The organism is uncultured Aquabacterium sp. (genome assembly GCF_947366995.1).
Lineage (GTDB): Bacteria > Pseudomonadota > Gammaproteobacteria > Burkholderiales > Burkholderiaceae_C > Aquabacterium.
Map to the genome: position 1 here is coordinate 43338 of NZ_CANBCC010000005.1, position 23780 is coordinate 67117.

Annotated in this window: 21 protein-coding genes; 15 read left to right on the top strand and 6 right to left on the bottom strand. The window is 67.7% G+C overall.

Going from position 1 to position 23780, the window contains the following annotated elements; genetic code table 11:
* Positions 1–54: 54 nt before the first annotated feature.
* From galE to Q0Z44_RS02855, 3 genes are read right to left on the bottom strand one after another with little or no spacing between them, the layout of a single operon-like run.
* A complete protein-coding gene (galE, locus tag Q0Z44_RS02845; RefSeq protein ID WP_298009963.1) occupies positions 55–1086 on the bottom strand; it encodes a UDP-glucose 4-epimerase GalE in 1032 nt (343 codons plus the stop codon).
* Between the two features lie 5 nt (positions 1087–1091).
* Complete coding sequence (locus tag Q0Z44_RS02850; RefSeq protein WP_298009966.1) at positions 1092–2339, bottom strand: hypothetical protein; 1248 nt, start codon at positions 2337–2339, stop codon at positions 1092–1094.
* Between the two features lie 29 nt (positions 2340–2368).
* A complete protein-coding gene (locus tag Q0Z44_RS02855) occupies positions 2369–3763 on the bottom strand; it encodes an undecaprenyl-phosphate glucose phosphotransferase (RefSeq protein ID WP_298009969.1) in 1395 nt (464 codons plus the stop codon).
* A 189-nt stretch (positions 3764–3952) separates the two neighbouring features.
* Between Q0Z44_RS02855 and Q0Z44_RS02860 the strand changes: the two genes are divergently transcribed.
* From Q0Z44_RS02860 to Q0Z44_RS02930, 15 genes are all read left to right on the top strand, one after another.
* Positions 3953–4495, top strand: a complete 543-nt coding sequence (locus Q0Z44_RS02860) for a hypothetical protein (RefSeq protein ID WP_298009972.1) — start codon at positions 3953–3955, stop codon at positions 4493–4495.
* An 8-nt stretch (positions 4496–4503) separates the two neighbouring features.
* Positions 4504–6066, top strand: a complete 1563-nt coding sequence (ubiB, locus tag Q0Z44_RS02865; protein WP_298009976.1) for a ubiquinone biosynthesis regulatory protein kinase UbiB — start codon at positions 4504–4506, stop codon at positions 6064–6066.
* 129 nt (positions 6067–6195) lie between these two features.
* Positions 6196–7644: a sodium:solute symporter family protein gene (locus Q0Z44_RS02870; RefSeq protein ID WP_298009979.1), complete on the top strand. Its 1449-nt coding sequence runs from the start codon at positions 6196–6198 to the stop codon at positions 7642–7644.
* A 100-nt stretch (positions 7645–7744) separates the two neighbouring features.
* Positions 7745–8080 carry an FmdB family zinc ribbon protein gene (locus Q0Z44_RS02875; protein WP_298009982.1) on the top strand — a complete coding sequence of 112 codons (336 nt, stop codon included), beginning with the start codon at positions 7745–7747 and terminating at the stop codon, positions 8078–8080.
* A gap of 143 nt (positions 8081–8223) precedes the next feature.
* Positions 8224–8898, top strand: a complete 675-nt coding sequence (locus Q0Z44_RS02880; protein WP_298009985.1) for a DUF502 domain-containing protein — start codon at positions 8224–8226, stop codon at positions 8896–8898.
* Between the two features lie 74 nt (positions 8899–8972).
* Complete coding sequence (aspS, locus tag Q0Z44_RS02885) at positions 8973–10775, top strand: aspartate--tRNA ligase (protein WP_298009989.1); 1803 nt, start codon at positions 8973–8975, stop codon at positions 10773–10775.
* A 249-nt stretch (positions 10776–11024) separates the two neighbouring features.
* Entirely contained in the window at positions 11025–11402 is a 378-nt protein-coding gene (locus Q0Z44_RS02890) for a hypothetical protein (RefSeq protein ID WP_298009992.1), read from the top strand.
* Positions 11403–11518: 116 nt separating this feature from the next.
* Positions 11519–12862, top strand: coding sequence for a TolC family protein (locus Q0Z44_RS02895; protein WP_298009995.1), 1344 nt, complete (start codon positions 11519–11521; stop codon positions 12860–12862).
* Between the two features lie 12 nt (positions 12863–12874).
* A complete protein-coding gene (locus Q0Z44_RS02900) occupies positions 12875–14068 on the top strand; it encodes an efflux RND transporter periplasmic adaptor subunit (protein ID WP_109037140.1) in 1194 nt (397 codons plus the stop codon).
* Positions 14069–14072: 4 nt separating this feature from the next.
* A complete protein-coding gene (locus tag Q0Z44_RS02905; RefSeq protein WP_298010002.1) occupies positions 14073–17162 on the top strand; it encodes a CusA/CzcA family heavy metal efflux RND transporter in 3090 nt (1029 codons plus the stop codon).
* 18 nt (positions 17163–17180) lie between these two features.
* A complete protein-coding gene (locus tag Q0Z44_RS02910; RefSeq protein WP_298010005.1) occupies positions 17181–17507 on the top strand; it encodes a P-II family nitrogen regulator in 327 nt (108 codons plus the stop codon).
* A 12-nt stretch (positions 17508–17519) separates the two neighbouring features.
* Positions 17520–17996 (top strand): dihydroneopterin triphosphate diphosphatase, encoded by a 477-nt coding sequence (gene nudB, locus Q0Z44_RS02915; protein ID WP_298010008.1) that lies wholly within the window; start codon positions 17520–17522, stop codon positions 17994–17996.
* 17 nt (positions 17997–18013) lie between these two features.
* Positions 18014–18826, top strand: coding sequence for an endonuclease/exonuclease/phosphatase family protein (locus Q0Z44_RS02920; RefSeq protein ID WP_298010011.1), 813 nt, complete (start codon positions 18014–18016; stop codon positions 18824–18826).
* A gap of 6 nt (positions 18827–18832) precedes the next feature.
* Positions 18833–20134: a cardiolipin synthase ClsB gene (clsB, locus tag Q0Z44_RS02925; RefSeq protein WP_298010015.1), complete on the top strand. Its 1302-nt coding sequence runs from the start codon at positions 18833–18835 to the stop codon at positions 20132–20134.
* Positions 20135–20154: 20 nt separating this feature from the next.
* Positions 20155–21246: a ligase-associated DNA damage response exonuclease gene (locus tag Q0Z44_RS02930; RefSeq protein ID WP_298010018.1), complete on the top strand. Its 1092-nt coding sequence runs from the start codon at positions 20155–20157 to the stop codon at positions 21244–21246.
* Here Q0Z44_RS02930 and Q0Z44_RS02935 read toward each other — a convergent pair.
* From Q0Z44_RS02935 to cobT, 3 genes are read right to left on the bottom strand one after another with little or no spacing between them, the layout of a single operon-like run.
* Positions 21159–21794: a histidine phosphatase family protein gene (locus tag Q0Z44_RS02935; RefSeq protein ID WP_298010021.1), complete on the bottom strand. Its 636-nt coding sequence runs from the start codon at positions 21792–21794 to the stop codon at positions 21159–21161. The genes Q0Z44_RS02930 and Q0Z44_RS02935 overlap by 88 nt on opposite strands.
* Positions 21791–22660, bottom strand: coding sequence for an adenosylcobinamide-GDP ribazoletransferase (locus tag Q0Z44_RS02940; RefSeq protein ID WP_298010024.1), 870 nt, complete (start codon positions 22658–22660; stop codon positions 21791–21793). Before Q0Z44_RS02940 ends, Q0Z44_RS02935 begins: the two co-directional genes overlap by 4 nt.
* 27 nt (positions 22661–22687) lie before the next feature.
* Entirely contained in the window at positions 22688–23746 is a 1059-nt protein-coding gene (gene cobT, locus Q0Z44_RS02945; protein WP_298010026.1) for a nicotinate-nucleotide--dimethylbenzimidazole phosphoribosyltransferase, read from the bottom strand.
* Positions 23747–23780: the final 34 nt, after the last annotated feature.

Here is a 23780-nt window from a genome sequence, read left to right on the forward strand (position 1 = left end):
GATGCGAGTAGGCGCCACGGCAGGTTACACGCAAGGCGCAGGAGGATGAAAGGGTCAGCCCTCGAAACCGAGGGGGTTGAGGGATTGCCAGCGCCATGAATCGGCGCACATGTCCGGCAGGCCACGGGTGGCACGCCACCCCATGGTTTCCAGCGCCGCACGGGGGTCGGCATAGCAGGCGTCGACGTCACCGGGGCGCCGCGGTGCGAACACCAGCGGGATCTCGCGGCCGGCGGCGTCGCCATAGGCGCGGGCCAGCTCCAGCACGCTGTAGCCCCGGCCGGTGCCGAGGTTGACGGTCAGCGAACGCTGTTGCTGCGCCAGGTATCGCAAGGCCGCAACGTGGCCCTCGGCCAGGTCGCAGACGTGAATGTAGTCGCGCACGCCCGTGCCATCCGGCGTGTCGTAGTCGTTGCCGAACACGTTCAGGTGGGCGCGCTTGCCCACCGCCACCTGGGCCACATAGGGCATCAGGTTGTTGGGCACGCCGCGTGGGTCTTCGCCGATCAGACCACTCGGATGCGCGCCAACCGGGTTGAAGTAGCGCAGGCAGGCGATGTGCCAGCGAGGATCGCACCGCTCGAGTTCGCGCAGCAATTCCTCGCCGATCAGCTTGGTCTGTCCGTAGGGGTTGGTGGCACGCAGCGGCGCGTCTTCGGTGATGGGCAGCGACTCGGGCTTGCCATACACCGTGGCCGACGAACTGAACACGAGATCGTGTACGTCATGGCGCTTCATCGCCTGGCACACCGACAGCAGGCCGCCGATGTTGTTCTCGAAATAGTCGAGCGGCTTTTCGGTGGACTCACCCACGGCTTTCAGCGCCGCAAAGTGGACCACCGCGGAGATGCCGCCGAACCGGGCCTGCCCCAATTCAAAACACCGGTCGAGCACGGCTGCGTCGCGCACGTCGCCTTCCACGAAGGCTGGCTCTCTGCCGGACAGTTGCTGCAGCCGCGGCAGCACCCGCGCCGAGCTGTTCACCAGGCTGTCGACGCCGATGACGTCAAATCCGGCTTCCTGGAGCGCCAGCCAGGTATGAGATGCGATGTAGCCGGTCGCACCGGTCAACAGAACAGCGGGCATGGGCATCAATCGAGGGTGAAGGTGGCGGTGCAGCCGTACGCGTGACCGCTGAAGGCCCGACGAAAGAAGTCCGCGGTCTGGTCATAGCGCGACACGTTGCAACCAAGCTTCAGCGACCGCATGGCGGCGTAATCACCTGCCAGCGACAGTTCCGAGAAATGGCTGCTGCGCTGCGTGCTGCCCGCGTCCACCACCGCACCGTTGTCGAAACGCGAGGTTGCCGCACGGTTGACGTCGTACTTGGCGTACGAGTAGGCGGCCGTCAGCCCGATCTTGGCGGTCGGCTGGTAGCGCGCCGACATGTTCACCCCGGTCGTGATCGTGTTGTAGTCGAAGTTGGCGTCGAACCCGGAACCGAGGAACGACTGTCGCTGCGTGTAACGGTCACTGCCCGTCGAGCGCGACAGGCCCACGCGGTAGACGATGAGCCCCCGCGGCGTGAACTCCCAGTTCAGCGAGCCCACCCAGCTGTTGAGCTTCCGGCCGGTGATCGAGTAGCGGCTGTCACGGCGACTCAGCACTGCATCCAGGCTGCTCTGTCCCGTGGCCTGCCACCCCACCTGGAAGTCGATGTTGTTGTCGCGGACCTGCTCGTTGTTGCGATACGGATAGTCGGTTTCAACGCGCCGCAGACCTACCCCCCACTGGAGCGTGTCCGTCACGTTGTAGAGCACGCGGGCGGCCCTGGCCTGTTGATCAAGGTTGAGCGTCCGGTAGGCAGGCTCCGAGAAGGTCTGCTTGTTGTTCTCGACCGAGCCCACCAGGCTGAACCGGCCGCCCAAACCGTACTGCAATGAGGCCGAAGTGCCCGACAGCGTGCGGATGTTGCGCACCACACGCAGCTCGCCGTTGTTGTTGTTCTGGATCGGGTTGAGGCCCTGGTTGTACTGCCCGCCCAGAGACAACTTGAAATTGCGCCCGAACTCTGATGTGAACTGCCCGTCCAGCCGCTTGGTGTCATTGCGGAGGTACTCGAAGTTGCGATAGCGCTGCGCCCCCAGCGTGCCGGCGAGCCGGTAGGTCTGACGACCATAGCTCTTGCTGAACCCCCCGCCGACGGACGTCGTGCTCACGGTTTCGGACGCCTCGGCCGCATTCCGGGAGAAGTTCGAATCCTGCCGCACCGACTGGCTCAGTGTCAGAAACAGCGGCAGATCTTCGTCATTGGCGTGCGCGCCAGACGCACCCAGTGCCACAGCCGCCATCACGACGCTGCGGGCCAGGGGAAAAGCGTGCCGGTACCTCTGGGTCATGGTCACCTCGGTGTTCAGTTGAATTCGGCTCAGTAGGCGTTGCGGTCGAACACCATCACGCGAACCGTGCGGATGATGATCTGCAGGTCGAGCGCCAGCGACCAGTTGCGCAGGTACTCGAGGTCGTACTCGACCCGCGCCTGCATCTTGTCGATCGTTTCGGTTTCGCCGCGCAGCCCGTGCACCTGGGCCCAGCCCGTGATGCCCGGCTTGACCTTGTGCCGGACCATGTAGGCCTTGATCAGGCGACGGTATTCCTCGTTGTGCGCGACCGCGTGCGGGCGGGGGCCCACGATGCTCATGCGCCCTTGCAGCACGTTGATGAACTGCGGCAGTTCGTCCAGCGAGGTCTTGCGGATGAAGGCGCCGAACGGCGTGATGCGTGGGTCGCCCTTGGTTGCCTGCTTCACCACCGGACCGTTGTCCTGGGTGCGCATCGAGCGGAATTTGTAGACGATGATTTCCTCGCCGTCCAGCCCGTTGCGACGCTGCTTGAAGATGATCGGGCCCGGCGAACTCATCTTGACCCCGATCGCGAGCGCCAGCAGGATCGGCGAGATCAGCACGAGGATGATGCCGGCCAGGACGATGTCGGACACCCGCTTGACCAGTTCGTTGGTGCCCGTAAAGGGGGTCTCGCAAATGCCGACCACCGGGACCCCATTCATGTCCTGCAGGCGCCCCTGGATGATGCTGATGCCGAACACGTCGGGAACGAAGTACAGCGAGGCGGTGGTGCCCTGCACGGCCTCCAGCAGTTCCACGATGCGGGGCTGCGAGCCGAGCGGCAATGTGATGTAGACCTCGTGAATGCCGTGCGCGTAGACGTAGTTGGCCACGTCGCGCAGGCCGCCGAGCCGCATGCTGACGGCCTCGGTCAGCACGCGCGAATCGGTGCGGTCGTCGAAGTAGCCGACGAACTCGGTGGCCTGATCGGGGTGCCCCTGCAGCGCCCGCGCCACCTTGCCGCCGAGCGGGCCCGCACCCACGACAATGGCACGCCGCCGCGCATGCGGCTGGGCTGACCGGTGCTTGATCACCGCCTTGCCCAGCAACACCGCCAGCCACTGCAGCACCGGGGTCAGCACGGCCCAGACCAGCATCACCCGGAAGTCGAAGAACATCAGGCTGTTGGTGGCGTAACCGCACAGCCAAAGGATGGCGAGCATCGACACCCACGAGCCGAGGATGTCGATGGCCGCTTCCAGACGCGAATCGACAAATCGGTTACGCCCCGGGAACGTCAGCGCGAACACCAGGAGACACAAGGCCATGGCAGCCCGCTGCACGGGCTCGCCGTACCACGCCATGGTGGCCAGCAGCGACGCCACCGTGATGGAGGGCTCGAGGAAGGCCGCCACGAACGAGGTGACCGACTGCGGCGCGTTGAAGAACGTACGGTTGTAGTTGCGGTTGTTAAACATGTACGCCGGGGACTTTCCCAGGGTCGACAGGATGAAACGGAGCCGGCGGGAGGGCACCGGATCGCGTGCGCCAACGGGCGGACCCGGGTTCAGATCATTGTGGCGCAAAACCCCTGAGGCGCCGGGTGCGACCACCCTACATGGGGGCGAGTTCCGCCGGAATGTCGGCCCCCCCCTACAATCGGGGGCATGACTGCTTCCCCGCTCTCGTGGATCGGACCGCTGGCCCTGCCGCGCCTGGTCCTGCTGCTCAATCACATCGTGTCCAGCGAACCGCAAGCGGTGAGCCGCCTGCAGCCACACGCCGGGCGCACGATCGAGATTCGCTGGCGCAGCGCGGTGACAGATGCGGCCCTGCCCGGGCTGTTGAGCCGCATCGCACCGGCCGCCGACAGCTGGTTGCCGCCACCCGTGCGGCTGCAGATCACCCCCGCCGGCCTGTTCGATGCCGATGCCCCAGCCGACGTGACGGCCGGCTTGCTGATGACGGTGGCCCTCCCGGATCCCCTGACACTGGCCCGCAAGGCCCTGCGCGGTGAACGGCCCGACGTGGCGATCGAGGGCGACGCCGCGCTCGCCGAAGTCGCCTCCTGGCTGATGAACAATCTGCGCTGGGACGTCCAGGATGACGTGGCCCGCTGGATGGGCACGGCCCCCGCAGAAATGCTGCGCATGCTGGGCGGCGCCGTGAGACAGGCGCTGCAGCGCTGGCGTCCTGGCATGCCACGCTGACGGTTCCGATGCGTGCCCTGTTTCGCCCGGTCTTCATTGGCCTGATCGTCCTGCGCTACGGCCTGGACGGCCTGATGCTCGACAGCCTGCGCCGCCCGGGCCTGTCGCTGCTGGGCCGGGTGCTGGCCACCGGCCGTCGACTGAATGACCCGCGCGGTCAGCGCCTGCGCGAAGCACTGGAACGCCTTGGCCCCATCTTCGTGAAGTTCGGGCAGATGCTGTCCACGCGACGCGACCTGATTCCCGCCGATGTCGCCGACGAACTGGCGCGCCTGCAGGACCGCGTCCCGCCCTTCCCTGGCGAAGAGTCGGTCCTGCTGATCGAGAAGGCCTTGGGACGCTCCATCGCCACCGTCTTCCGCGACTTCGAGGTGCAGCCCGTGGCGAGCGCCTCGATCGCGCAGGTGCACTTCGGCGTGCTGCACGATGGCCGCGAGGTCGCGGTCAAGGTGCTGCGCCCGGGCATGCTGGCCGTGATCGACGACGACCTGGCCCTGATGCGAACCCTGGCCGGCTGGGTCGAGAAGCTCTGGGCCGATGGCAAGCGCCTCAAGCCCCGCGAGGTGGTGGCCGAGTTCGACAAGTACCTGCACGACGAGCTGGACCTGGTGCGCGAGGCGGCCAACGCGGCCCAGCTGCGCCGCAACATGCAGGGCCTCGACCTGGTGCTCGTGCCCGAGATGATCTGGGACCTGTGCACCCCCACTGTCATGGTGATGGAGCGCATGAAGGGTGTGCCCATCAGCCAGATGGCACGGCTGCGCGAGGCCGGCGTCGACATCAAGAAGCTCGCCCGCGACGGCGTGACCATTTTCTTCACCCAGGTGTTCCGCGACGGCTTCTTCCACGCCGACATGCACCCGGGCAACATCCAGGTGAGCCTGGCACCCGAAACCTTCGGGCGCTACATCGCCCTGGACTTCGGCATCATCGGCACGCTCACCGAGGTCGACAAGGACTACCTCGCACAGAACTTCATTGCCTTCTTCCACCGCGACTACAAGCGCGTGGCCGAATTGCACATCGAGAGTGGCTGGGTACCGGCCGCCACGCGGGTGGACGAACTCGAAGGCGCCGTGCGCACCGTGTGCGAGCCGTACTTCGACCGGCCGCTCAAGGAGATCTCGCTGGGCCAGGTGCTGATGCGCCTGTTCCAGATCTCGCGGCGGTTCAACGTCGAGATCCAGCCGCAACTGGTGCTGCTGCAGAAGACCCTGCTCAACGTCGAGGGCCTGGGGCGCGACCTGGACCCGGACCTCGACCTGTGGAGCACGGCAAAGCCGTTCCTGGAACGCTGGATGCACGAGCAGGTGGGCTGGCGAGGCCTGCTGCACCGCCTCAAGCGCGAGGCGCCCCGCTACGCCAAGCTGCTGCCCGAGCTGCCCCGGCTGGTTCACCATAACCTCGAGCGGGGCGACACCGCCTTGCGTCGCGACCTGATGGCCATCCTGATCGAACAGCGTCGCACCAACCGCATCCTGTCAGCCGTGCTGTGGATCGGGCTGGGCTTCGTGATGGGCCTGCTGGTGGCCCGCCTCTTGCTGCAACTGCACGGGACCGGCGCCCTGTAAGGCACAGGTTCTCCCCCCGCTCGCCGCGCCAGGCACCCTCGCGGGCACTACACTCCGCCCCCGGATCTCCACACGGCCTTACGGCCGCCCCTTGTTCTTCGGCCTGTCAGTTGAAAGGTTCTGCCGAACATGAACACGACCTTGCTCGCCTTCGTCGTCCTCTACCTCGTGGGGACGATGGCCATCGGGATGTACGCGGGCACACGCGTCAAGAACGCCACCGACTTTGCGGTGGCCGGCCACAGCCTGCCGTTGGCCATGGTGATCACCACCACCTTCGCCACCTGGTTCGGCGCCGAAACGGTGATGGGCATCCCAGCGAAGTTCGTGGAGGGCGGCCTCAATGCGGTGATCGAAGACCCGTTCGGAGCCTCGATGTGTCTGGTGCTGGTGGGGGCGTTCTTCGCCACGCGCCTGTACAGGATGAACCTGATGACGATCGGCGATTTTTACCGTGACCGCTACGGTCCCGGGGTCGAGATCTTCTGCTCCATCGCCATCATCCTCAGCTACCTCGGCTGGGTGGCCGCCCAGATCACGGCGCTCGGCCTCGTTTTCTCGGTGCTGTCCGGCGGTGCCATTGCCACATCGACTGGCATGGTGATCGGCACCGCCCTGGTGCTGGCCTATGTGCTGGTGGGCGGCATGCTGGCCGTGGCGTGGACCGACTTCGTGCAGATGATCGTGCTGGTGGTGGGCCTCTCGCTGATCGCCTACATGGCGGCCGACCAGGCTGGTGGCGCGGGTCAGGTGCTGGCTCTGGCCGAGGCGCGCGACTGGTTCCGCATCCTGCCCGAGGCCACGCCGCATGGCTGGGTGTGGTTCATTGCGGCTGCGATCACGATGATGTTCGGCTCCATTCCGCAGCAGGACGTGTTCCAGCGCGTGATGTCGGCCAAGGACGGCGCCACTGCGCGCAAGGGCGCCATCATCGGCGGCCTGGGCTACCTGGCCTTCGCCTTCGTGCCGATGTTCATCGTGGCGTCCGCCCTGATCGTCATGCCGACCGAGACCCAGGCGCTGCTCGCACACGACCCGCAACAGGTCCTGCCCACGCTGATCCTGACCAAGATGCCGCTGGTCGCGCAGATTTTCTTCTTTGGCGCCCTGGTGTCGGCGATCAAATCGACTTCGTCGGCCACGCTGCTGGCGCCATCCACCAGCTTCGTGGAAAACATCCTGAAGCACCTGCGCCCCGGCATGAGCGACCGCCAGGTGCTGCTTGCCATGCGGATCACGCTGTTCGTCTTCACGGCACTGGTGCTCACCTACGCCATCGTGATGCAGGGCACAGCCATCTACGATCTGGTGTCGGCCGCCTATCAGATCCCGCTGGTGGGGGCCTTCATTCCGCTGACCTTCGGGCTGTACTGGCAACGCGCCACCACGCAGGGCGCCTTCCTGTCGATCACCCTGGGCATCGGCACGCTTGCGTTGTTCACGCTGCACAGCGGCCTGGGAGAAGCTTTCCCGGGCCAGCTGGCCGGCCTGGGAATGGCCTTGCTCGGCATGCTGCTGGGCTCGCTGGGGCCACAACTGCTCGCCAACAAGCGCCCCCGCCCGGTGGAGGCAAGCTGAACCCCGCGTCCGATTTCGCGGGGCGCCCTGCCCCTTGAAAGCGGTGCACGATGACCCCATTTAAAATGGTGTTTTCACGGGTTAGCCCGAGGTAGTCAAGATGCCCATTTACGCCTATCGCTGCGAGTCCTGTGGCCACGCCAAGGACGTTCTGCAAAAAATCTCCGACCCGGTCTTGAGCACCTGTCCGGCCTGCGGGGCCGAGACGTTCAAGAAGCAGCTGACCGCAGCCGGCTTCCAGCTCAAGTGGTCCGGCTGGTACGTGACCGACTTCCGCGGCGGCTCCGGTGGGACCAGCGCCCCGGCCACGGCGGGCGGCGCTGCGACCGCGGCTGCAGCGCCCGCTGCTGCAGCGGCTTCTAGCGACAGCGGCAGCAGCAGCGGGGGCGACACGCCGGCCGCAGGCGGCTGCGGCAGCGCCTGCGCCTGCCATTGATCTGTCCTTGAAGGCGCTTCCGGGCATCTCGCTCGGGGCGCCCGCCGGGCAGCAAGCCCTGCTCGGGCCGTCCAGCGGGCGGCCCGCGGCCGTTTGTCGGGCATGATGCGCAGGCCCGTTTTCCACCCTCATCCGTTCCACACGTGAAGAAATACATCCTGACCGGCCTGCTCGTCTGGCTGCCGCTGACCATCACCATCTGGGTGCTGATGAGCGTCGTCGGCGCCCTCGATGGCGTGTTTGCCTGGCTGGTCGTCGCGGCTCAGACCGTGCTGCCAGAAAGCCTGCGGCCGGCGCTGCAGCAGTTGCGCGAAATTCCCGGGCTGAGCGTCATCATGGTCGTTGCAGCGCTGTTGCTGACGGGCATGGCGGTGTCGAACATGGCCGGCCAGTGGCTGGTCGACCAGTCCAACCGGCTGTTCTCCAACATCCCCATCGTCAAGAGCATCTACAGCTCGGTCAAGCAGGTGTCGGACACGCTGTTTTCCAGCAGCGGGCAGGCCTTCCGCGAAGCGGTGCTGGTGCAGTACCCCCGCGCGGGTTCCTGGACGATCGCCTTCGTGACGGGCCGCCCTTCCGGCGAAGTGGCAGACAAGCTCCCGGAAGACATGCTGACGCTGTACGTGCCGACCACCCCCAACCCCACCTCGGGCTTCATGTTGCTGGTGCCCCGCGCCGACGTGCGCGAGCTGGGCATGTCGGTCGACGAAGCCCTGAAATACATCATCTCGATGGGGGTCGTGGCGCCGCCCGCGACACCGGCCCGCCCGGCCGGCCCCACAGCGGCCTCGACCAGCGCGCCGACACGCCAATCCTGAACGACAATCGAGGGTTCGGGACGCGGTGACCGCGCCGCGCCCCACCCGATCCACCTCCGAAAGAGAACACGACAATGCGCACCACTTACTGTGGTCTGGTCAGCGAAGCGCTGATGGGCCAGACCGTGACGCTGATGGGCTGGGCCCACCGTCGCCGCGACCACGGCGGCGTGATCTTCATCGACCTGCGTGACCGTGAAGGCCTGGTGCAGGTGGTGTTCGACCCGGACCGCGCCGACTCCTTCAAGGTGGCCGAGGATGTGCGCAACGAGTTCTGCCTGAAGGTGACCGGCGTCGTGCGCGCCCGCCCGGCCGGCACCGAGAATGCCGGCCTGACCAGCGGCAAGATCGAGATCCTGGGCCACACGCTGGAGGTGCTGAACGCCTCGGTGACGCCCCCGTTCCAGATCGACGACGAGAACCTGTCGGAGACGACCCGCCTCACGCACCGGGTGCTGGACCTGCGTCGGCCCTACATGCAGAAGAACCTGATGCTGCGCTACCGCGTGGCGATGGAAGCGCGCAAGTTCCTGGACGAGCACGGCTTTGTCGACATCGAAACACCGATGCTGACCAAGTCGACGCCGGAAGGCGCCCGCGACTACCTGGTGCCCTCGCGCGTGCACGACGGCCAGTTCTTCGCGCTGCCGCAGTCGCCCCAGCTGTTCAAGCAGCTGCTGATGGTGGCCGGCTTCGACCGCTACTACCAGATCACCAAGTGCTTCCGTGACGAGGACCTGCGCGCCGACCGCCAGCCCGAATTCACGCAGATCGACATCGAGACGAGCTTCCTGACCGAGCAGGAAATCCGCGACATGTTCGAAGGCATGATCCGTCACGTCTTCATGAAGGCGCTGAACGTCGACCTGGGCGCCTACCCGGTGATGACCTACGCCGACGCCATGCACCTGTACGGCTCGGACAAGCCCGACCTGCGCGTCAAGCTGCAGTTCACGGAGCTGACCGACGTGATGGGCGACGTCGACTTCAAGGTGTTCTCGACCCCCGCCACCACCAAGGGCGGCCGCGTGGTGGCCCTGTGCGTGCCGGGCGGTGGCGCCATGTCGCGCGGCGAGATCGATGCGTACACCGAGTTCGTCAAGATCTACGGAGCAAAGGGTCTGGCCTGGATCAAGGTGAACGAGGTCGCCAAAGGCCGTGACGGCCTGCAGTCGCCCATCGTCAAGAACCTGCATGATGCGGCCATCGCCAAGATCCTGGAGCGCACCGGCGCGAAGGACGGCGACCTGATCTTCTTCGGTGCCGACAAGGCCAAGGTGGTCAACGACGCAATCGGCGCGCTGCGCCTGAAAGTGGGCCACTCGGAGTTCGGCAAGAAGGCCGGTCTGTTCGAAGACCGCTGGGCCCCGCTGTGGGTGGTCGACTTCCCGATGTTCGAGTACGACGACGAGGAAGACCGCTGGAACGCCGTGCACCACCCGTTCACCGCGCCGAAGGACGGCCATGAGGACTACATGGACACCGACCCGGGCAAGTGCATCGCCAAGGCCTACGACATGGTGCTCAACGGCTGGGAACTGGGTGGCGGCTCGATCCGTATCCACCGCGCCGAGGTGCAGTCCAAGGTGTTCAGCGCCCTGAAGATCACCGAAGAAGACGCCAAGGTGAAATTCGGCTTCCTGCTGGACGCGCTGCAGTACGGTGCGCCGCCGCACGGTGGCCTGGCCTTCGGTCTGGACCGCCTCGTGACGCTGATGACCAAGGCGGAGTCCATCCGCGACGTGATCGCCTTCCCCAAGACGCAGCGTGCCCAGTGCCTGCTGACTGGCGCCCCGTCGAACGTCGACGAGAAGCAGTTGCGCGAGTTGCACATCCGCCTGCGCAACACCATGGCGGGCCAGGCCCCTGCGGCCTGATCCCGGCGCCCCATGTGGGCTGCGGACGAGAAAGCCACCTCCGGGTGGCTTTTTTTTCATTTCGCGATGCCGGCAGCCACTTGGCGCAGCAAATCGGCCCGCCTTTGTTTTCCAAAGGTAAAGCACCCGTGTTCCAGGGGCGCGAGACCCCGCTCTCGTGTCAAAAATAGGCTACAACTGCAAACTCTCGTTCCCAGGGTTGAACAAGCTGATTTACCCTAGGATCACCCTCTACCTCTTCTCAGTTTCATGCGCGCTGTCACGTCGTGGCTGAAGTTCCTGCTGCTGGCCCACCTCACGTTCCTCGTGATGGCCGCGCACGCGTGGACTCCGACGACCGGCGCCGACCTCGCAGGGCAGCTCCCTGCGGAAGCCGCCATGGCCTCGGTGGTCTTGTCGGAACTGACCGAGACGGACAGCGCCTCTGCAGAAGAGAACCGCCTTCCTGACAGCCCGGCCAATCTCCCTTGCGGAGACGAAGACCGCGGTGAGCCCTATCCGGTGCAATCGTGCCGCTGGCCCGACGCCGTGGCGTCCGGCCGCCACCGTCCCGCGCCCGCGCTGGCCCAGCCAGGGCCCTGGCTCCGCCTGCCGTTGCGCCCGCCGCAGCACGCACTCGCAATCTGATCGCCCTTCGGGGCGAAGTGTGCGCGCGCAGGTTCCGCGGTCCGTGACGGCCCGCGCACGATTGCTTGCCGAGCAAGTTTTCAGCTCTTTCACCGCATCCGCGGTGCCCTCCTTTCATGTCTCATCCTGTCCTGTCCCCCTCCTTGATGGCGGGTCTGGTCTCGTTGTGTTTGCTGACGACGGCGACGACGCTTCGGGCACAGACTTCGCAGACGACCGATTTCCTCCTGTCTGCCGCGCCGCCCGCCACCGGCGACCGTGATGCGTCCGAGCGCGCGCAGCCGCTCACCCTCACCGAACTGATCCAGACGGTGGTGGCCCACAACACCGAGCTTCGGGCTGCCGAGCAGGCCCGCGTGGGGGCGCTGGCGGGCGTGCGGACCGCCTCGGCCTACGCGAACCCACGGGTCGAGTGGCAGACGGGTCGCAACCAGGCCCGCATGCCCGGCACCGCCGCCGGCAACGTCCAGGGTTGGGGGGTCTCGCAGCTGATCGAGAACCCGTCGGCCCGCAGTGCGCGGATCGACGCGGCAGACGCCTTTGCCCGCGGCTCCGAGCATGCGATCGCCTTGACCCGCAACGCGCTCATCAGCGAGACCCGACTGCGCGCGAGCGAATATCAACTGCGCAGGGCCGAGGCCACGGTCAGCGCAGAAAACCTCGCTCTGCTGGAGCAGGTTCGCGAACGGGTTCAGCTGCGAGTTCGCAGCGGAGAAGCCGCACGTTACGAGCTGATCAAGGCGGATGCCGAAATCGTGCACGCCCGTGAACGGCTGCAAACCGCCCGACTGCATGCAGAACAAGTGCTCATCGCACTGAATCGGCTGGCGGCGGGCAGGCTCCCGGCGCGCTGGACCCTCACGGGGTCACTGGAAGATGGCGCCCCCCGCCCCTCGCTGGCCGACCTGCAGCAACAGGCGGACGAAGCCAACCCGGAGCTTCGCGCCTTGCAGACCGAGGTCGACCGCGCGGAAGCCCAGCTCCGTGGCGCACGGGCCAGCCGCCTGCCCGGCGTGGAGGTGCGGGTGGGGCAGACGAACGAGCCGGAAGTGCGGCAATCCACCGTCGGGCTCAACCTGCAGGTGCCGTTGTTCGACCGACGGGATGGCGTTATCGGTGAAGCCGCGGCCGACCTGGAACGCCTGCGGGGACGCATGGAAGGCCGTCGTGCCGAACTGCGCCAGCAAGTCCGCCTGGCATGGCAGTCGCTTGAGATCGCCACCTTGCGTGTGCAAGCGCTGAGCGAGGGCGTCGTGAAGGACGCTGAAGCCGCCTTGAGGGTGGCCCAGGCCGCCTACCAGTTCGGCGAGCGCGGGATCCTGGACGTGCTGGACGCGCAGCGTGTGCTGCGTTCCGCACGGGCCGACCTGCTCCTGGCCCGATTCCAGGTGCAGGCCGCCAGCATCGAACTCGACACCCTGGCCGGCCGCTTCGCGACTGCGCCTACCCCACAACCCTGATTTCCACGCACCATGAAGACGCTTCATACTTTTCCTCTGACCTGGTCTGCCGCCCTGGTTTCGGTCCTGGCGCTGACGCTGTCGGCTTGTGGTGATGCCGGAAAGGATGCCGAGGCCCAGAAGCCGGCGGCAGCGGCCTCTGCCGCGTCGGCTGCCGCCGCGCAAGACCCGATGGTGGTCAACGTGCCTGCCGGCATGGTCAGTCAGTTCAAGGTCGACAAGGTGGGCCGCGCAGAGATGGCCCAGATCCTGGAAGTCAGTGGCCGCATCGAGGCCAACGAGCGCCAGGTGGCGCGCATCGGGGCGGGCGTGACAGGCCGCGTGACCCAGGTGCTGGCCGAAGTGGGCGACCGGGTGCGTCCCGGCCAGGTGCTCGCCCACGTCGCCAGCCCGGAGCTCTCCACCGCCCAGCTGAACTACCTGCGCGCCAACGCGTCGACCCAACTGGCCGAGCGCGCCGTGGAACGCGCCCGTCAGCTGATCCAGGCTGACGTCATCGGGTCGGCCGAGCTGCTCCGCCGCGAGTCGGAACTGGCCATCGCCCGTGCCGAACTGCGCGCGGCCGGCGACCAGCTCGCCCTGGTCGGCATCCCGCGTGATGCGGTGGCCAAGCTGCGTGAATCGGGCAGCCTGTTCCCGCACGCAGCCGTGCTGGCCACGCAAGCCGGTGTGGTCATCGAGCGCAAGGTGAGCCAGGGCCAGGTGGCCCAGCCGGGCGATCCATTGTTCACCGTGGCCGACCTCAACACCGTGTGGGTGGTGGGCTCGCTGCCCGAGCAGGCCGCGCGCAATGCCAAGGCCGGGCAGTCGGTCGAGATCGATGTGCCGGCCATCGGCAAGCAGTTGTCCGGTCGCGTGGTGTACGTGGCGGACACGGTGTCGCCAGAGACACGCACCGTGCCGATCCGCACGCAGGTGGACAACGCCGATCAGGCCCTGAAGCCGCAGATGCTGGCGACCATGCTGATTGCAGGTCAGGCCAGCGAGACCCTGGCGATCCCGTCCGGGGCGGTGGTGCGCGACAACGACCGCGACCATGTGTATGTGCAGACGGCCGCGAACCGGTTCCGGCTCACGCCTGTGGAACTCGGCCCGGCCAGCGGCGGGAAGCGACCCGTGCTCAAGGGCCTGAGTGAAGGCACGCCGATCGTGATCGAGGGCGCCTTCCACCTGAACAACGAGCGCAAGCGCGCCGAGCTGGAGTAAGCCCATGATTGCATCCATGATCCGGGCCGCGCTCAGCCAGCGGCTGGTGGTGGTCGTCCTGGCGCTGGTGGTGTGCGGCTTCGGCCTGCGCGCCGCCATGAAGCTGTCGGTCGACGCATTCCCTGATGTGACCAACGTGCAGGTGCAGATCGCGACCGAAGCCCCGGGCCGTTCGCCCGAGGAAATCGAGCGCTTCGTGACGGTGCCGCTCGAGATTGCGATGACCGGCCTGCCAGGCATCGTGGAGATGCGCTCGCTCAACAAGAGCGGGCTGTCCATCATCACGCTGGTGTTCACCGACACCACCGATGTCTACTTCGCGCGGCAGCTCGTCACCGAGCGGCTCATCGAGGTGTCCACCCGCATGCCGGAGGGCATCGTGCCCGTGCTGGGGCCGGTGTCGACCGGTCTGGGTGAGGTCTACCAGTACACCCTGGAGAAAGAAGACGACGGCAAGCGGGCCCTGACACCGCAGGAGCTGGCGGACCGGCGTGCCGTGCAGGACTGGGTGGTGCGACCGTTGCTGCGTTCCATCCCCGGTGTGGCCGAGATCAACTCGCAGGGCGGTTACGTGAAGCAGTACCAGGCGCTGGTGGATCCGAGCCGCCTGCGTCACTATGGTCTGTCCGTGCAGCAGATCGTGCACGCGATCGCCTCGAACAACGCGAACACGAGCGGCGGCATCCTGCCCCAGGTCACCGAGCAGTACCTGATCCGCGGCGTGGGCCTGATCCGCACGCTGGAGGACATCGGCAACATCGTCGTCAAGGAAGACGGCAGCGTGCCGGTGTACGTGAAGGACGTGGCCGAGGTGAAGATCGGCAGCGAGGTGCGTCAGGGCGCCATCATCAAGGGCGGCTACACCGAGGGCGTGTCGGGCATCGTGCTGATGATGCGGGGCGGCAATGCCAAGGAAATCGTCACGCGGGTGAAGGAACGTGTCGACGAGATCAACAGCAAGGGGATGCTCCCCGATGGCCTGAAGATCGTGCCGTACTACGACCGCACCGACCTGGTTGACGCGGCACTGTGGACGGTGGGCAAGGTGCTGATCGAGGGCATCTTCCTGGTGGTCGTGATCCTGTTCGTGTTCCTGGGGGATGTGCGCTCCAGCCTGATCGTGGTGGCCACGCTCATCATCGCGCCGCTGACCACCTTCATCCTGATGAACCGCTACGGCATTTCGGCCAACCTGATGTCGCTCGGTGGCCTGGCCATCGCGATCGGCCTGATGGTGGACGCGACCGTGGTGGTGGTGGAGAACGTGTATCACAAGCTCGGCCAGGCAGGCGACAGCATGGGCGCGCGCGTGCGGACCGTGCTGCAGGCCACGACCGAGGTGGCCACGCCGACGATCTTCGGCATCGTGATCATCATCCTGGTGTTCCTGCCGCTGATGACGCTGCAGGGCATCGAGGGCAAGATGTTCGCGCCGCTGGCCCTGACCATCGCCATGGCCCTGGCCGTGTCGCTGGCGGTGTCGCTGTTCCTGTCGCCGGTGCTGTGTTCGTACTTCCTGAAGGGCGGCGCGGACCACGACACGAAGCTGATCGCCTTCCTGAAGCGCCACTACCTGGCCCTGCTCGACGGCGCGACGCGCAGCCACCGTGTGACGCTGGCCGCCTCGGTGGCGCTGCTGTTCGGCTCGCTGGCCCTGTTCCCGCTGCTGGGCAAGTCCTTCATGCCGACCATGAAGGAGGGTGCGCTGACGCCGCAGATCAACCGCGTGCCGAGCATCTCGCTCGACGAATCGATCCGCATGGAGATGGCCGCGATGAAGACCATTTCCGAGGTGCCCGGCGTGCGCATGGTGGTGTCCAAGCTGGGTCGCGGTGAATCGCCGGCCGACCCGGCAGGGCCGAACGAGTCCGATCCGATCGTGCTGCTGGACCCGAAGTCCGAGCGCACGCAGGACGAGATCGACGAGGACATCCGCCAGCGGCTGTCGACCATCCCGGGCGTGCAGATCGTGCTGTCGCAGCCGATCTCCGAGCGCGTGGACGAGATGGTGACGGGCGTGCGCTCGCAGGTCGCCATCAAGGTGTTCGGCGATGAACTCGGCGAGCTGCGCCGAGTGTCCGAAGACGTGGCCCGCCTGCTCAAGAGCGTGGAGGGCAGCCGGGACATCCGCATCGAGCGACTGTCGGGGCAGCAGGCGCTGACGGTGGACATCGACCGCAAGGCCATTGCCCGCCACGGCATCAACGTCGCCGACGTGCAGTCGCTGATCGAGACAGCCATTGGCGGCAAGGACGTGACCACGCTGTACGAAGGTGAACGCCGCTACAGCGTGGTGGTGCGCTTCCCCGAATCGGCCCGGGGCTCGCCCGAGTCGATCGGCCGCACGCTGCTCACCGCTCAGGATGGCGCGCAGGTGCCTCTGTCGTCGCTGGCGACGATCCAGCTGGTGGACGGCCCGGCGCAGATCAGCCGCGAGGGCGGCAAGCGCCGCGTGGTGGTGGGCGCCAACGTGGAAGGCCGCGACCTGGCCGGCTTCGTGGCCGAGGTGCAGCAGCGTATGGACAAGGAGATCAAGGTCCCAGAAGGCTATTACTTCGAGTACGGCGGTCAGTTCGAGAACATGGAACGCGCCATGGAGACGCTGTCGGTGATCGTGCCGCTGACGATTGCCGCCATCTTCTTCCTGCTGTTCCTGCTGTTCAACTCGGTCAAGCTCGCCAGCCTGATCATCCTGGTGCTGCCGTTCGCCTCGGTGGGTGGCGTCATCGGCCTGTTCGTGACGGGCGAGTACCTCAGCGTGCCGGCCTCGGTGGGCTTCATCGCGCTGTGGGGCATTGCGGTGCTCAACGGCGTGGTGCTGGTCACCTGCATCCGCCGCCTGCGGGAAGACGGCATGGGCGTGGCCGAAGCCGTGCGCGAGGGCTGCGTGCAGCGCTTCCGCCCGGTGATGATGACGGCCACCGTGGCCCTGCTGGGTCTGGTGCCGTTCCTGTTCGCAACCGGGCCGGGGTCCGAGGTGCAACGCCCGCTGGCCATCGTGGTCATTGGTGGCCTGATCTCGTCCACCCTGCTCACACTGGTGGTGCTGCCCACGCTGTACCGTTGGTTCGATGAAAAGCCCACAGAGGCCTGAGCCGTCAAGGAGACCGTCATGAAGGAAATCCGCGCCATCGTGCGCCCCAACCGCCTCGACCGACTGCGCGAGGCCCTGCGTGCCATCCCGAACTTCCCGGGCGTGACCATCTTCAAGGCGGAGGGCTTCACGGCCCCCGCCGCGGTGGACAAGCGCACGGTGAAGGACGAACTGACCGACTTCACCGGCAAGCTCATGGTGTGCGTGCTGGCCAGCGACGAGATGGTCGACCCGATCCGCAACGCCATCATCGAAGCCTGCAGCACGGGCGCCATTGGCGACGGGCTGGTGTGGACCGTCGACATCGGGAACATCCACCGCATCCGGGACCGCGCACAGCTGTGACAAACTAGGCGGATGCCTGTCTCCGCCGTCCCGAAGATCCCGCAGTCGGTGCTCGTGGTGATCCACGCGCCGAACCTCGATGTGCTGCTCATCGAGCGGGCGAAGCAACCCGGCTTCTGGCAGAGCGTGACCGGGTCGCTCGACACACTGGATGAGCCCTGGCGGGAGACCGCCATCCGCGAGGTGCAGGAAGAGACCGGCATCCTCGTGGGCTCGCCTGCGGTGCCGCCCTCGGCGCTGGTGGACTGGGGCATCGAGAATGTCTATGAGATCTACCCGGTGTGGCGCCACCGCTATGCACCGGGCGTGACGCACAACACCGAACGGGTGTTCGGGCTGTGCGTGCCGCGCGAGGTGGCCGTCACGCTGGACCCCGGCGAACACACGGCCCACGTCTGGCTGCCCTGGCGCGAAGCGGCCGATCGCTGCTTCTCGCCGTCGAACGCGGAAGCCATCCTGCAACTGCCTCAACGGCAGTCCGCCCGCTGACCCGCCGGAGCTCCACTGTGCTCAACCCGCTCAACTCGACCCACCTGCCCCCGTCCAGCCTGGGCGAAGGCGGCCTGCGTGTGGCCACCTACAACATCCACAAGGGCGTGCGAGGCCTGGGCCCCGGCAAGCGCCTGGAGATCCACAACCTGACCCTGGCAGTCGAGGCGCTGGATGCCGACATCGTGTGCCTGCAGGAGGTGCGGCGCTTCAACCATGCCGAAGCGCGCCGGTTCTCGCACACCCGCTTCGGGTCGGGCGCCTGGCCCGACCAACCCCAGGCCGAGTACCTCGCCCCCGACGGTTATGAGGTGGCCTACCGCACCAACGCCGTCACCCGCCAGGGCGAGCACGGCAACGCACTGCTGGCGCGCTGGCCCATCGGCGACATCGGGCACCACGACGTGTCGGACCACCGCTTCGAGCAGCGTGGGCTGTTGCACGTGCCGGTGCAGTGGCGGGGCATCGAGGTGCATGTGGTCGTGGTGCACCTGGGCCTGATCCACGCCAGCCGTGTGCGGCAGGCCGAGCAGGTGGCCGAGCTGGTGGCCGGGCGCATTCCGGCCGGCGCTCCGGTGGTGGTGGCCGGCGACTTCAACGACTGGAACGAAAAGCTCGACGACATCCTGCATGGCGTGGGCCTGCAGCGGGCCGGGCGCGATCGTGAGCCCCGCGTGGCGACCTACCCGTCCGTGGTGCCCGTGCTGGCCCTGGACCGCGTCTACACGCGCGGCATGCGCTGCCTGTCGGTGATGGTGCCGCGTGGCCAGACCTGGGCGCGGTTGTCCGACCACCTGCCCTTGGTCGCCGAGCTCGAACTGGCGGACTGACGCCCGATGCCGCCCGTCCACGACCAGGCACTGGAGCGGCTGGCCTGGTATGCGCAGCGCCGGCCGGTCTTCACAGGCGGCAATGCCGTGCAACTGCTGCGCGGCGGCGAGACCCTGTTCCCGGCCCTGCGTGAAGCGATCGATGCGGCGCGCCAGCAGGTCTGGGTGGCGTGCTACATGGTGTCGCCCCTGGGGCGCAGTGGCCAGGTGCTGGCCGCCCTGATGCGTGCGGCGCGCCGCGGTGTTCAGGTCCACATGGTGGTCGATGCAGTGGGCTCCAACCTCGCGCCTCACACCTTGTGGCAAGAGCTGAAAGCGGCCGGCGTGCAGCTGACCCAGTTCCGCCCGCTGCACCGCGTCTGGGGGCTGAGCGATCCGGGCGCCTGGCGCCGCATGCACATGAAGCTGTTTGCGGTGGACGACTCACACGCCTTTGTGGGTGGCATCAACCTGATTGACGATCGCTACGATGGGCACCACGGGTGGCAGCACACGCCGCGGCTGGACTATGCACTGGCCGTGCAGGGACCTGCGGTGATCCCGATCCAGCACACGGCCATGGCGATGTGGACGCGCGCCCGGTTTGGCCGGGACTGGCGTGACGAACTGCTGCAATGGGCGCAGGGCCCCGGCCGCGTGGCCCGCTTGCGGCAGCTGTGGCAGGACGCCCGGTTGCGTTTGCGCCCGAGCGAGCAGGGGCGACTGGCCCACGCGGCCACCCGACAGGAGCCCGTGCGCTGCGCCTTCGTGATGCGCGACAACCTGCGCCAGCGGCGCACCATCGAGCGCGCCGCCCTGCAGGCCATCCACCAGGCCCGCGAGCGCATCGACCTGGTCACGCCCTACTTCTACCCGCGCAAGGCCTTCCGGCTGGCGCTGAGCCAGGCGGCCGCACGCGGCGTGACGGTGCGACTGCTGTTGCAGGGCCGGCCGGATTTCCGGATCGCGGCCGTGGCCGCGCAGGTGCTGTACGCCGAGTTGCAGGCACACGGCGTGCACATCCACGAGTACCAGCCTGCCTTCCTGCACGCCAAGGTGCTGTGCGTGGACGGCGTGTGGGCCACGGTCGGCTCGTCCAACCTCGACCCGCTGTCGCTGGTGCTCAACCTGGAGGCCAATCTCATCGTGCGCGACCGCGCCTTCGTCAGCCACCTGTCGGCCGAGCTCGCCCGGGACTTCGCGCTGAGCCGCGAGGTCCCGGCCTGGCCCGATCACGACCCGGGATGGCACGGGCGGCTGCGCCGGCGCGCGGTGGCCTGGCTGGCGCAGGCCTATCTGCGGCTTTCCGGTGCCACCGGCCGGTACTGAGCCGAAGACGCGAGGCCGCCATGCCGATGCCGCCCCCTCTTCCCTCTGCCGCCGCTGCGGGCGACCTGGTTGTGCGGCGCCCCGAGGGGCTGTACTGCCCGCCGGGCGACTTCTACATCGACCCGTGGCGGGCCGTGCCACGCGCCATCATCACGCACGCCCATGCCGACCATGCGCGGGGCGGCCATGGCGCCTACCTGTGCGCCGCGCCGGGCGAAGGGGTGTTGCGCGCACGGTTGGGCGACATCCGCCTGCAGACGCTGGCGTACGGACAGACGATCCACGTGCAGGGCGTGACGGTCTCGCTGCACCCGGCCGGGCATGTACTGGGCTCGGCGCAGGTTCGCCTGGCCTGGCGCGGGCAGGTCTGGGTGGTGTCGGGTGATTACAAAACCGAGCCCGACCGCACGTGCGCGCCCTTCGAACAGGTGCGATGCCACTGCTTCATCACCGAATCGACCTTCGGGCTGCCGATCTACCGCTGGCGCCCCTCGGCCGAAGTGTTTGCCGAGATCAATGCGTGGTGGCAGGGCAATGTCGCGGCCGGCCGCCCTTCCCTGCTGCTGGGCTACAGCTTCGGCAAGGCCCAGCGGCTGCTGGCCGGGCTGGATCCCTCCATCGGCCCCATCGTCGTGCACAGCGCAGTGGAGCCGCTCAACGAAGCCTACCGGGCCGAGGGCGTGGCGCTGCCGCCGACCCTGCGGTTCAGCGAGGTGAAGGACAAGGCCCTGTGGCGCCAGGCCGTGGTGGTGGCACCGCCCAGCGCCGCACGCGGGCCGATGTCGCGCACGCTGAGCGGTGCCTCGGATGCGATGGCATCGGGGTGGATGCAACTGCGGGGCGCACGCCGACGGGCTGGCCTGGACCGCGGCTTCGTGCTGTCGGACCATGCCGACTGGCCGGGCCTCGTGGGTGCCATCGGGGCCACCGGGGCCGAGCGGGTCATCGTCACCCACGGGCAGGAAGCGGTGCTGGTGCGCTGGCTGCAGGAGCAGGGCCTCGACGCGAGCTCGATGGAAACCGATTACGGCGACGAAGCCGCCAACGACACGACCGACGCGGTGGCACCGGCAGCCGAAGCACCTGCGCCCAGCGACCAGCAGGCCCCGTAGCGCGGCGCGCGGGGCCATTGCGCGGCCTGTACGGGCGGCTGCGGCTGCTCGAGTTGCCAGCGGCGCGCCAGCATCCAGCCCGCGTGCGCCACCACCAGCCGAGGTGCGCCCGACGAAACGGCATCGGCCGGCTGCGATGCAACAGGCCACTGAGCCGCCCGGGTCAGCACCGCGCGCAAGGCTTCGCCTCCACCGGGCGCATGGTCGGCGAAATCGGCACACCAGGCGTCCACCTCAGCCCACGGAATGGCGGACCAGGGTTGGCCGTCCCAGGTGCCGAAGCCGGCTTCGATCAGCGCGTCGTCGACCACATGGCGCCAGCCCCAACGGCGCAGCACCCGCCCAACGGCCGCGCAGCGCTGCAGCGACGAGGTGTAGACGACCGGCGGCCAGCCGTGGTGACGCGCGGCCCGGCGAATCCGATGGGCCAGGCGACGCGCCTTGCGCCGGTCGACAGGCAGGTCGGTGTGGCCGATGCAACAGCCTTCCGCGCCGTGCGGGCGGGGGTGGCGCCAGGCCACCACCCAGGCATGCAGCGGCGCCGTCATGTCACCGGGTGCACGACGGTGAGCCAGGCGAGCAGCCCGGCCACCTCGGCCAGTTGCTGGCTGGCGCCCAGCGTGTCACCCGTGTAACCGCCCAGCCGCCGGCGGAACCAGTGCCAGCAGAAGCCCAGCACCAGCGCCATGGCCAGCAGGCTGCGGGCCAGCGCGGTGCCAAGCGTGCCCGTGGGCCAGGCGGCATCCCACAGATTGAGCCAAAGGGCCAGCGCCACCAGCGCCGTGCTGATCACGGCCCCGATCACCGTCGCGCGGTCGACCTGCAGCGCCAGGGGTTTGGCCTTGGCGTGTTCGAGGTCGCCGGCGTAGCGCAGCACGGTCATCAGCAGCACGGGCACAAGGCGCGAAGCCGCATGGCACCACACCAGCGCCATCATCGACCACGCCAGCAGCACGGTGCGGATGTGGCTGGTATCGGCACTGCCCAGTTCGGTGTGCAGCGGCGTGACGAGCGCCGACAGTACCGTGGCCTTGAGCCACAGCAGGCCGATGAGGCCCAGCGCGCCGTAGCTGCCCAGGCGCGAATCCTTCATGATGACCAGCGCGCGATCACGGTCGACCGCGCCGCCGAGCGCATCGCAGGTGTCGGCCCAACCGTCCTCATGGAAGCCGCCGGTAAGCCACACCGTGAAGGTCATGCTGAGCACCACGGCCACCGCCGGCGGCCACCAGCCGATGGCCACCGCCAGCACCAGCGCCCCGGCCAGGCCGACCAGTGCGCCCACCAGCGGGAAGTAGCGCAGACAGGTCTGCAACCACGCGGGCTCGAAGCCGACCCACGCGGGCGTGGGCACGCGGGTGAGGAACTGCAGCGCCACGAAGAACAGGCGCAACTGGTGGACGAGGGCTTTCATGCGGACCAGGGTGTGGCGGAGCTCACATCATGCGGCAGGCGCGACGTCGTCCGCCTGACTGACACCGGCCGAGTCGAAGCTCGCCATCTCGCACAGGATGCGGCAGGCAGACTCCAGCAGTGGCCAGGCCAGCGCCGCGCCCGAGCCTTCGCCCAGGCGCAGGCCGAGCTTGAGCAAGGCCTGCACACCCATGTGGGCCAGCATGTCGGCGTGACCGCTCTCGTCGGACTGGTGCGCAAACACGCAGCGTTGCAGGACGCGCGGCTGCAGGGCCCGGGCCACCAGCACGGCGCTGCTGGCAATGAAGCCATCGACCACGATGACACGGTGGAGCGCTGCCGCTTCGAGCACCGCGCCACACATTGCGGCGATCTCGAAGCCACCCACGGCGGCCAGCACCGCAAGCGGCTCCTGAACATCGGCATGGCGCTTCAGCGCGGCTTCGAGCACGGCCAGCTTGCGTGCGACGCCGGCTTCGTCCAGGCCCGTGCCACGGCCTACGCAGCGGGTCAGCGGCAGGCCGGTCAGCTTCGCCATCAGCAACGCGGCGGCCGAGGTGTTGCCGATGCCCATCTCACCGAGCAACAGCGTGTTGCCCGGCAGGCTGCGCACGACCTCCGCACCCGCTTGCATCGCGGCTTCGCACTGCGCGGCCGTCATGGCGGGCCCCTGGGTGCTGTCGGCCGTGCCGGGCGCGACCTTGCGCACCAGCAGGCCGGGGCGCGGCGCGATGTCGCGGGCCACGCCGGCGTCGACCACGGTGAGCGCCAGGCCATGTTGGCGGGCCAGTACGCTGACGGCCGCGCCACCGGCGAGGAAGTTCTCCACCATCTGCCAGGTCACGTCGCTGGGAAAGGCCGACACGCCGCGGGCGGCCAGGCCATGGTCGGCGGCAAAGACCACCATCTGGGGCTGCACCAGGCGGGGCTGTTCGCTGTGCAGCACCAGGCCGATCTGGCGGGCCAGTGCTTCGAGCTGCCCCAGCGAGCCCAGCGGCTTGGTCTTGTGGTCAAGCAAGTGTTGCAGGCGGGTTGCCAGCGCGGGCTGGGCGAGATCGGCAATGGCGTCGAGGCGGGTGAGGATCATGGAATGAGCCAAAGAGAAAGGAAGGGCTGCGCGG

Excerpts from the sequence above, each read along its gene's own strand:
- galE (WP_298009963.1), bottom strand. The coding sequence starts at position 1,086 with ATGCCCGCTGTTCTGTTGACCGGTGCGACCGGCTACATCGCATCTCAT.
- Q0Z44_RS02850 (WP_298009966.1), bottom strand. The coding sequence starts at position 2,339 with ATGACCCAGAGGTACCGGCACGCTTTTCCCCTGGCCCGCAGCGTCGTG.
- Q0Z44_RS02855 (WP_298009969.1), bottom strand. The coding sequence starts at position 3,763 with ATGTTTAACAACCGCAACTACAACCGTACGTTCTTCAACGCGCCGCAG.
- Q0Z44_RS02860 (WP_298009972.1), top strand. The coding sequence starts at position 3,953 with ATGACTGCTTCCCCGCTCTCGTGGATCGGACCGCTGGCCCTGCCGCGC.
- ubiB (WP_298009976.1), top strand. The coding sequence starts at position 4,504 with ATGCGTGCCCTGTTTCGCCCGGTCTTCATTGGCCTGATCGTCCTGCGC.
- Q0Z44_RS02870 (WP_298009979.1), top strand. The coding sequence starts at position 6,196 with ATGAACACGACCTTGCTCGCCTTCGTCGTCCTCTACCTCGTGGGGACG.
- Q0Z44_RS02875 (WP_298009982.1), top strand. The coding sequence starts at position 7,745 with ATGCCCATTTACGCCTATCGCTGCGAGTCCTGTGGCCACGCCAAGGAC.
- aspS (WP_298009989.1), top strand. The coding sequence starts at position 8,973 with ATGCGCACCACTTACTGTGGTCTGGTCAGCGAAGCGCTGATGGGCCAG.
- Q0Z44_RS02890 (WP_298009992.1), top strand. The coding sequence starts at position 11,025 with ATGCGCGCTGTCACGTCGTGGCTGAAGTTCCTGCTGCTGGCCCACCTC.
- Q0Z44_RS02895 (WP_298009995.1), top strand. The coding sequence starts at position 11,519 with ATGTCTCATCCTGTCCTGTCCCCCTCCTTGATGGCGGGTCTGGTCTCG.
- Q0Z44_RS02900 (WP_109037140.1), top strand. The coding sequence starts at position 12,875 with ATGAAGACGCTTCATACTTTTCCTCTGACCTGGTCTGCCGCCCTGGTT.
- Q0Z44_RS02905 (WP_298010002.1), top strand. The coding sequence starts at position 14,073 with ATGATTGCATCCATGATCCGGGCCGCGCTCAGCCAGCGGCTGGTGGTG.
- Q0Z44_RS02910 (WP_298010005.1), top strand. The coding sequence starts at position 17,181 with ATGAAGGAAATCCGCGCCATCGTGCGCCCCAACCGCCTCGACCGACTG.
- nudB (WP_298010008.1), top strand. The coding sequence starts at position 17,520 with ATGCCTGTCTCCGCCGTCCCGAAGATCCCGCAGTCGGTGCTCGTGGTG.
- clsB (WP_298010015.1), top strand. The coding sequence starts at position 18,833 with ATGCCGCCCGTCCACGACCAGGCACTGGAGCGGCTGGCCTGGTATGCG.
- Q0Z44_RS02930 (WP_298010018.1), top strand. The coding sequence starts at position 20,155 with ATGCCGATGCCGCCCCCTCTTCCCTCTGCCGCCGCTGCGGGCGACCTG.
- Q0Z44_RS02935 (WP_298010021.1), bottom strand. The coding sequence starts at position 21,794 with ATGACGGCGCCGCTGCATGCCTGGGTGGTGGCCTGGCGCCACCCCCGC.
- Q0Z44_RS02940 (WP_298010024.1), bottom strand. The coding sequence starts at position 22,660 with ATGAAAGCCCTCGTCCACCAGTTGCGCCTGTTCTTCGTGGCGCTGCAG.
- cobT (WP_298010026.1), bottom strand. The coding sequence starts at position 23,746 with ATGATCCTCACCCGCCTCGACGCCATTGCCGATCTCGCCCAGCCCGCG.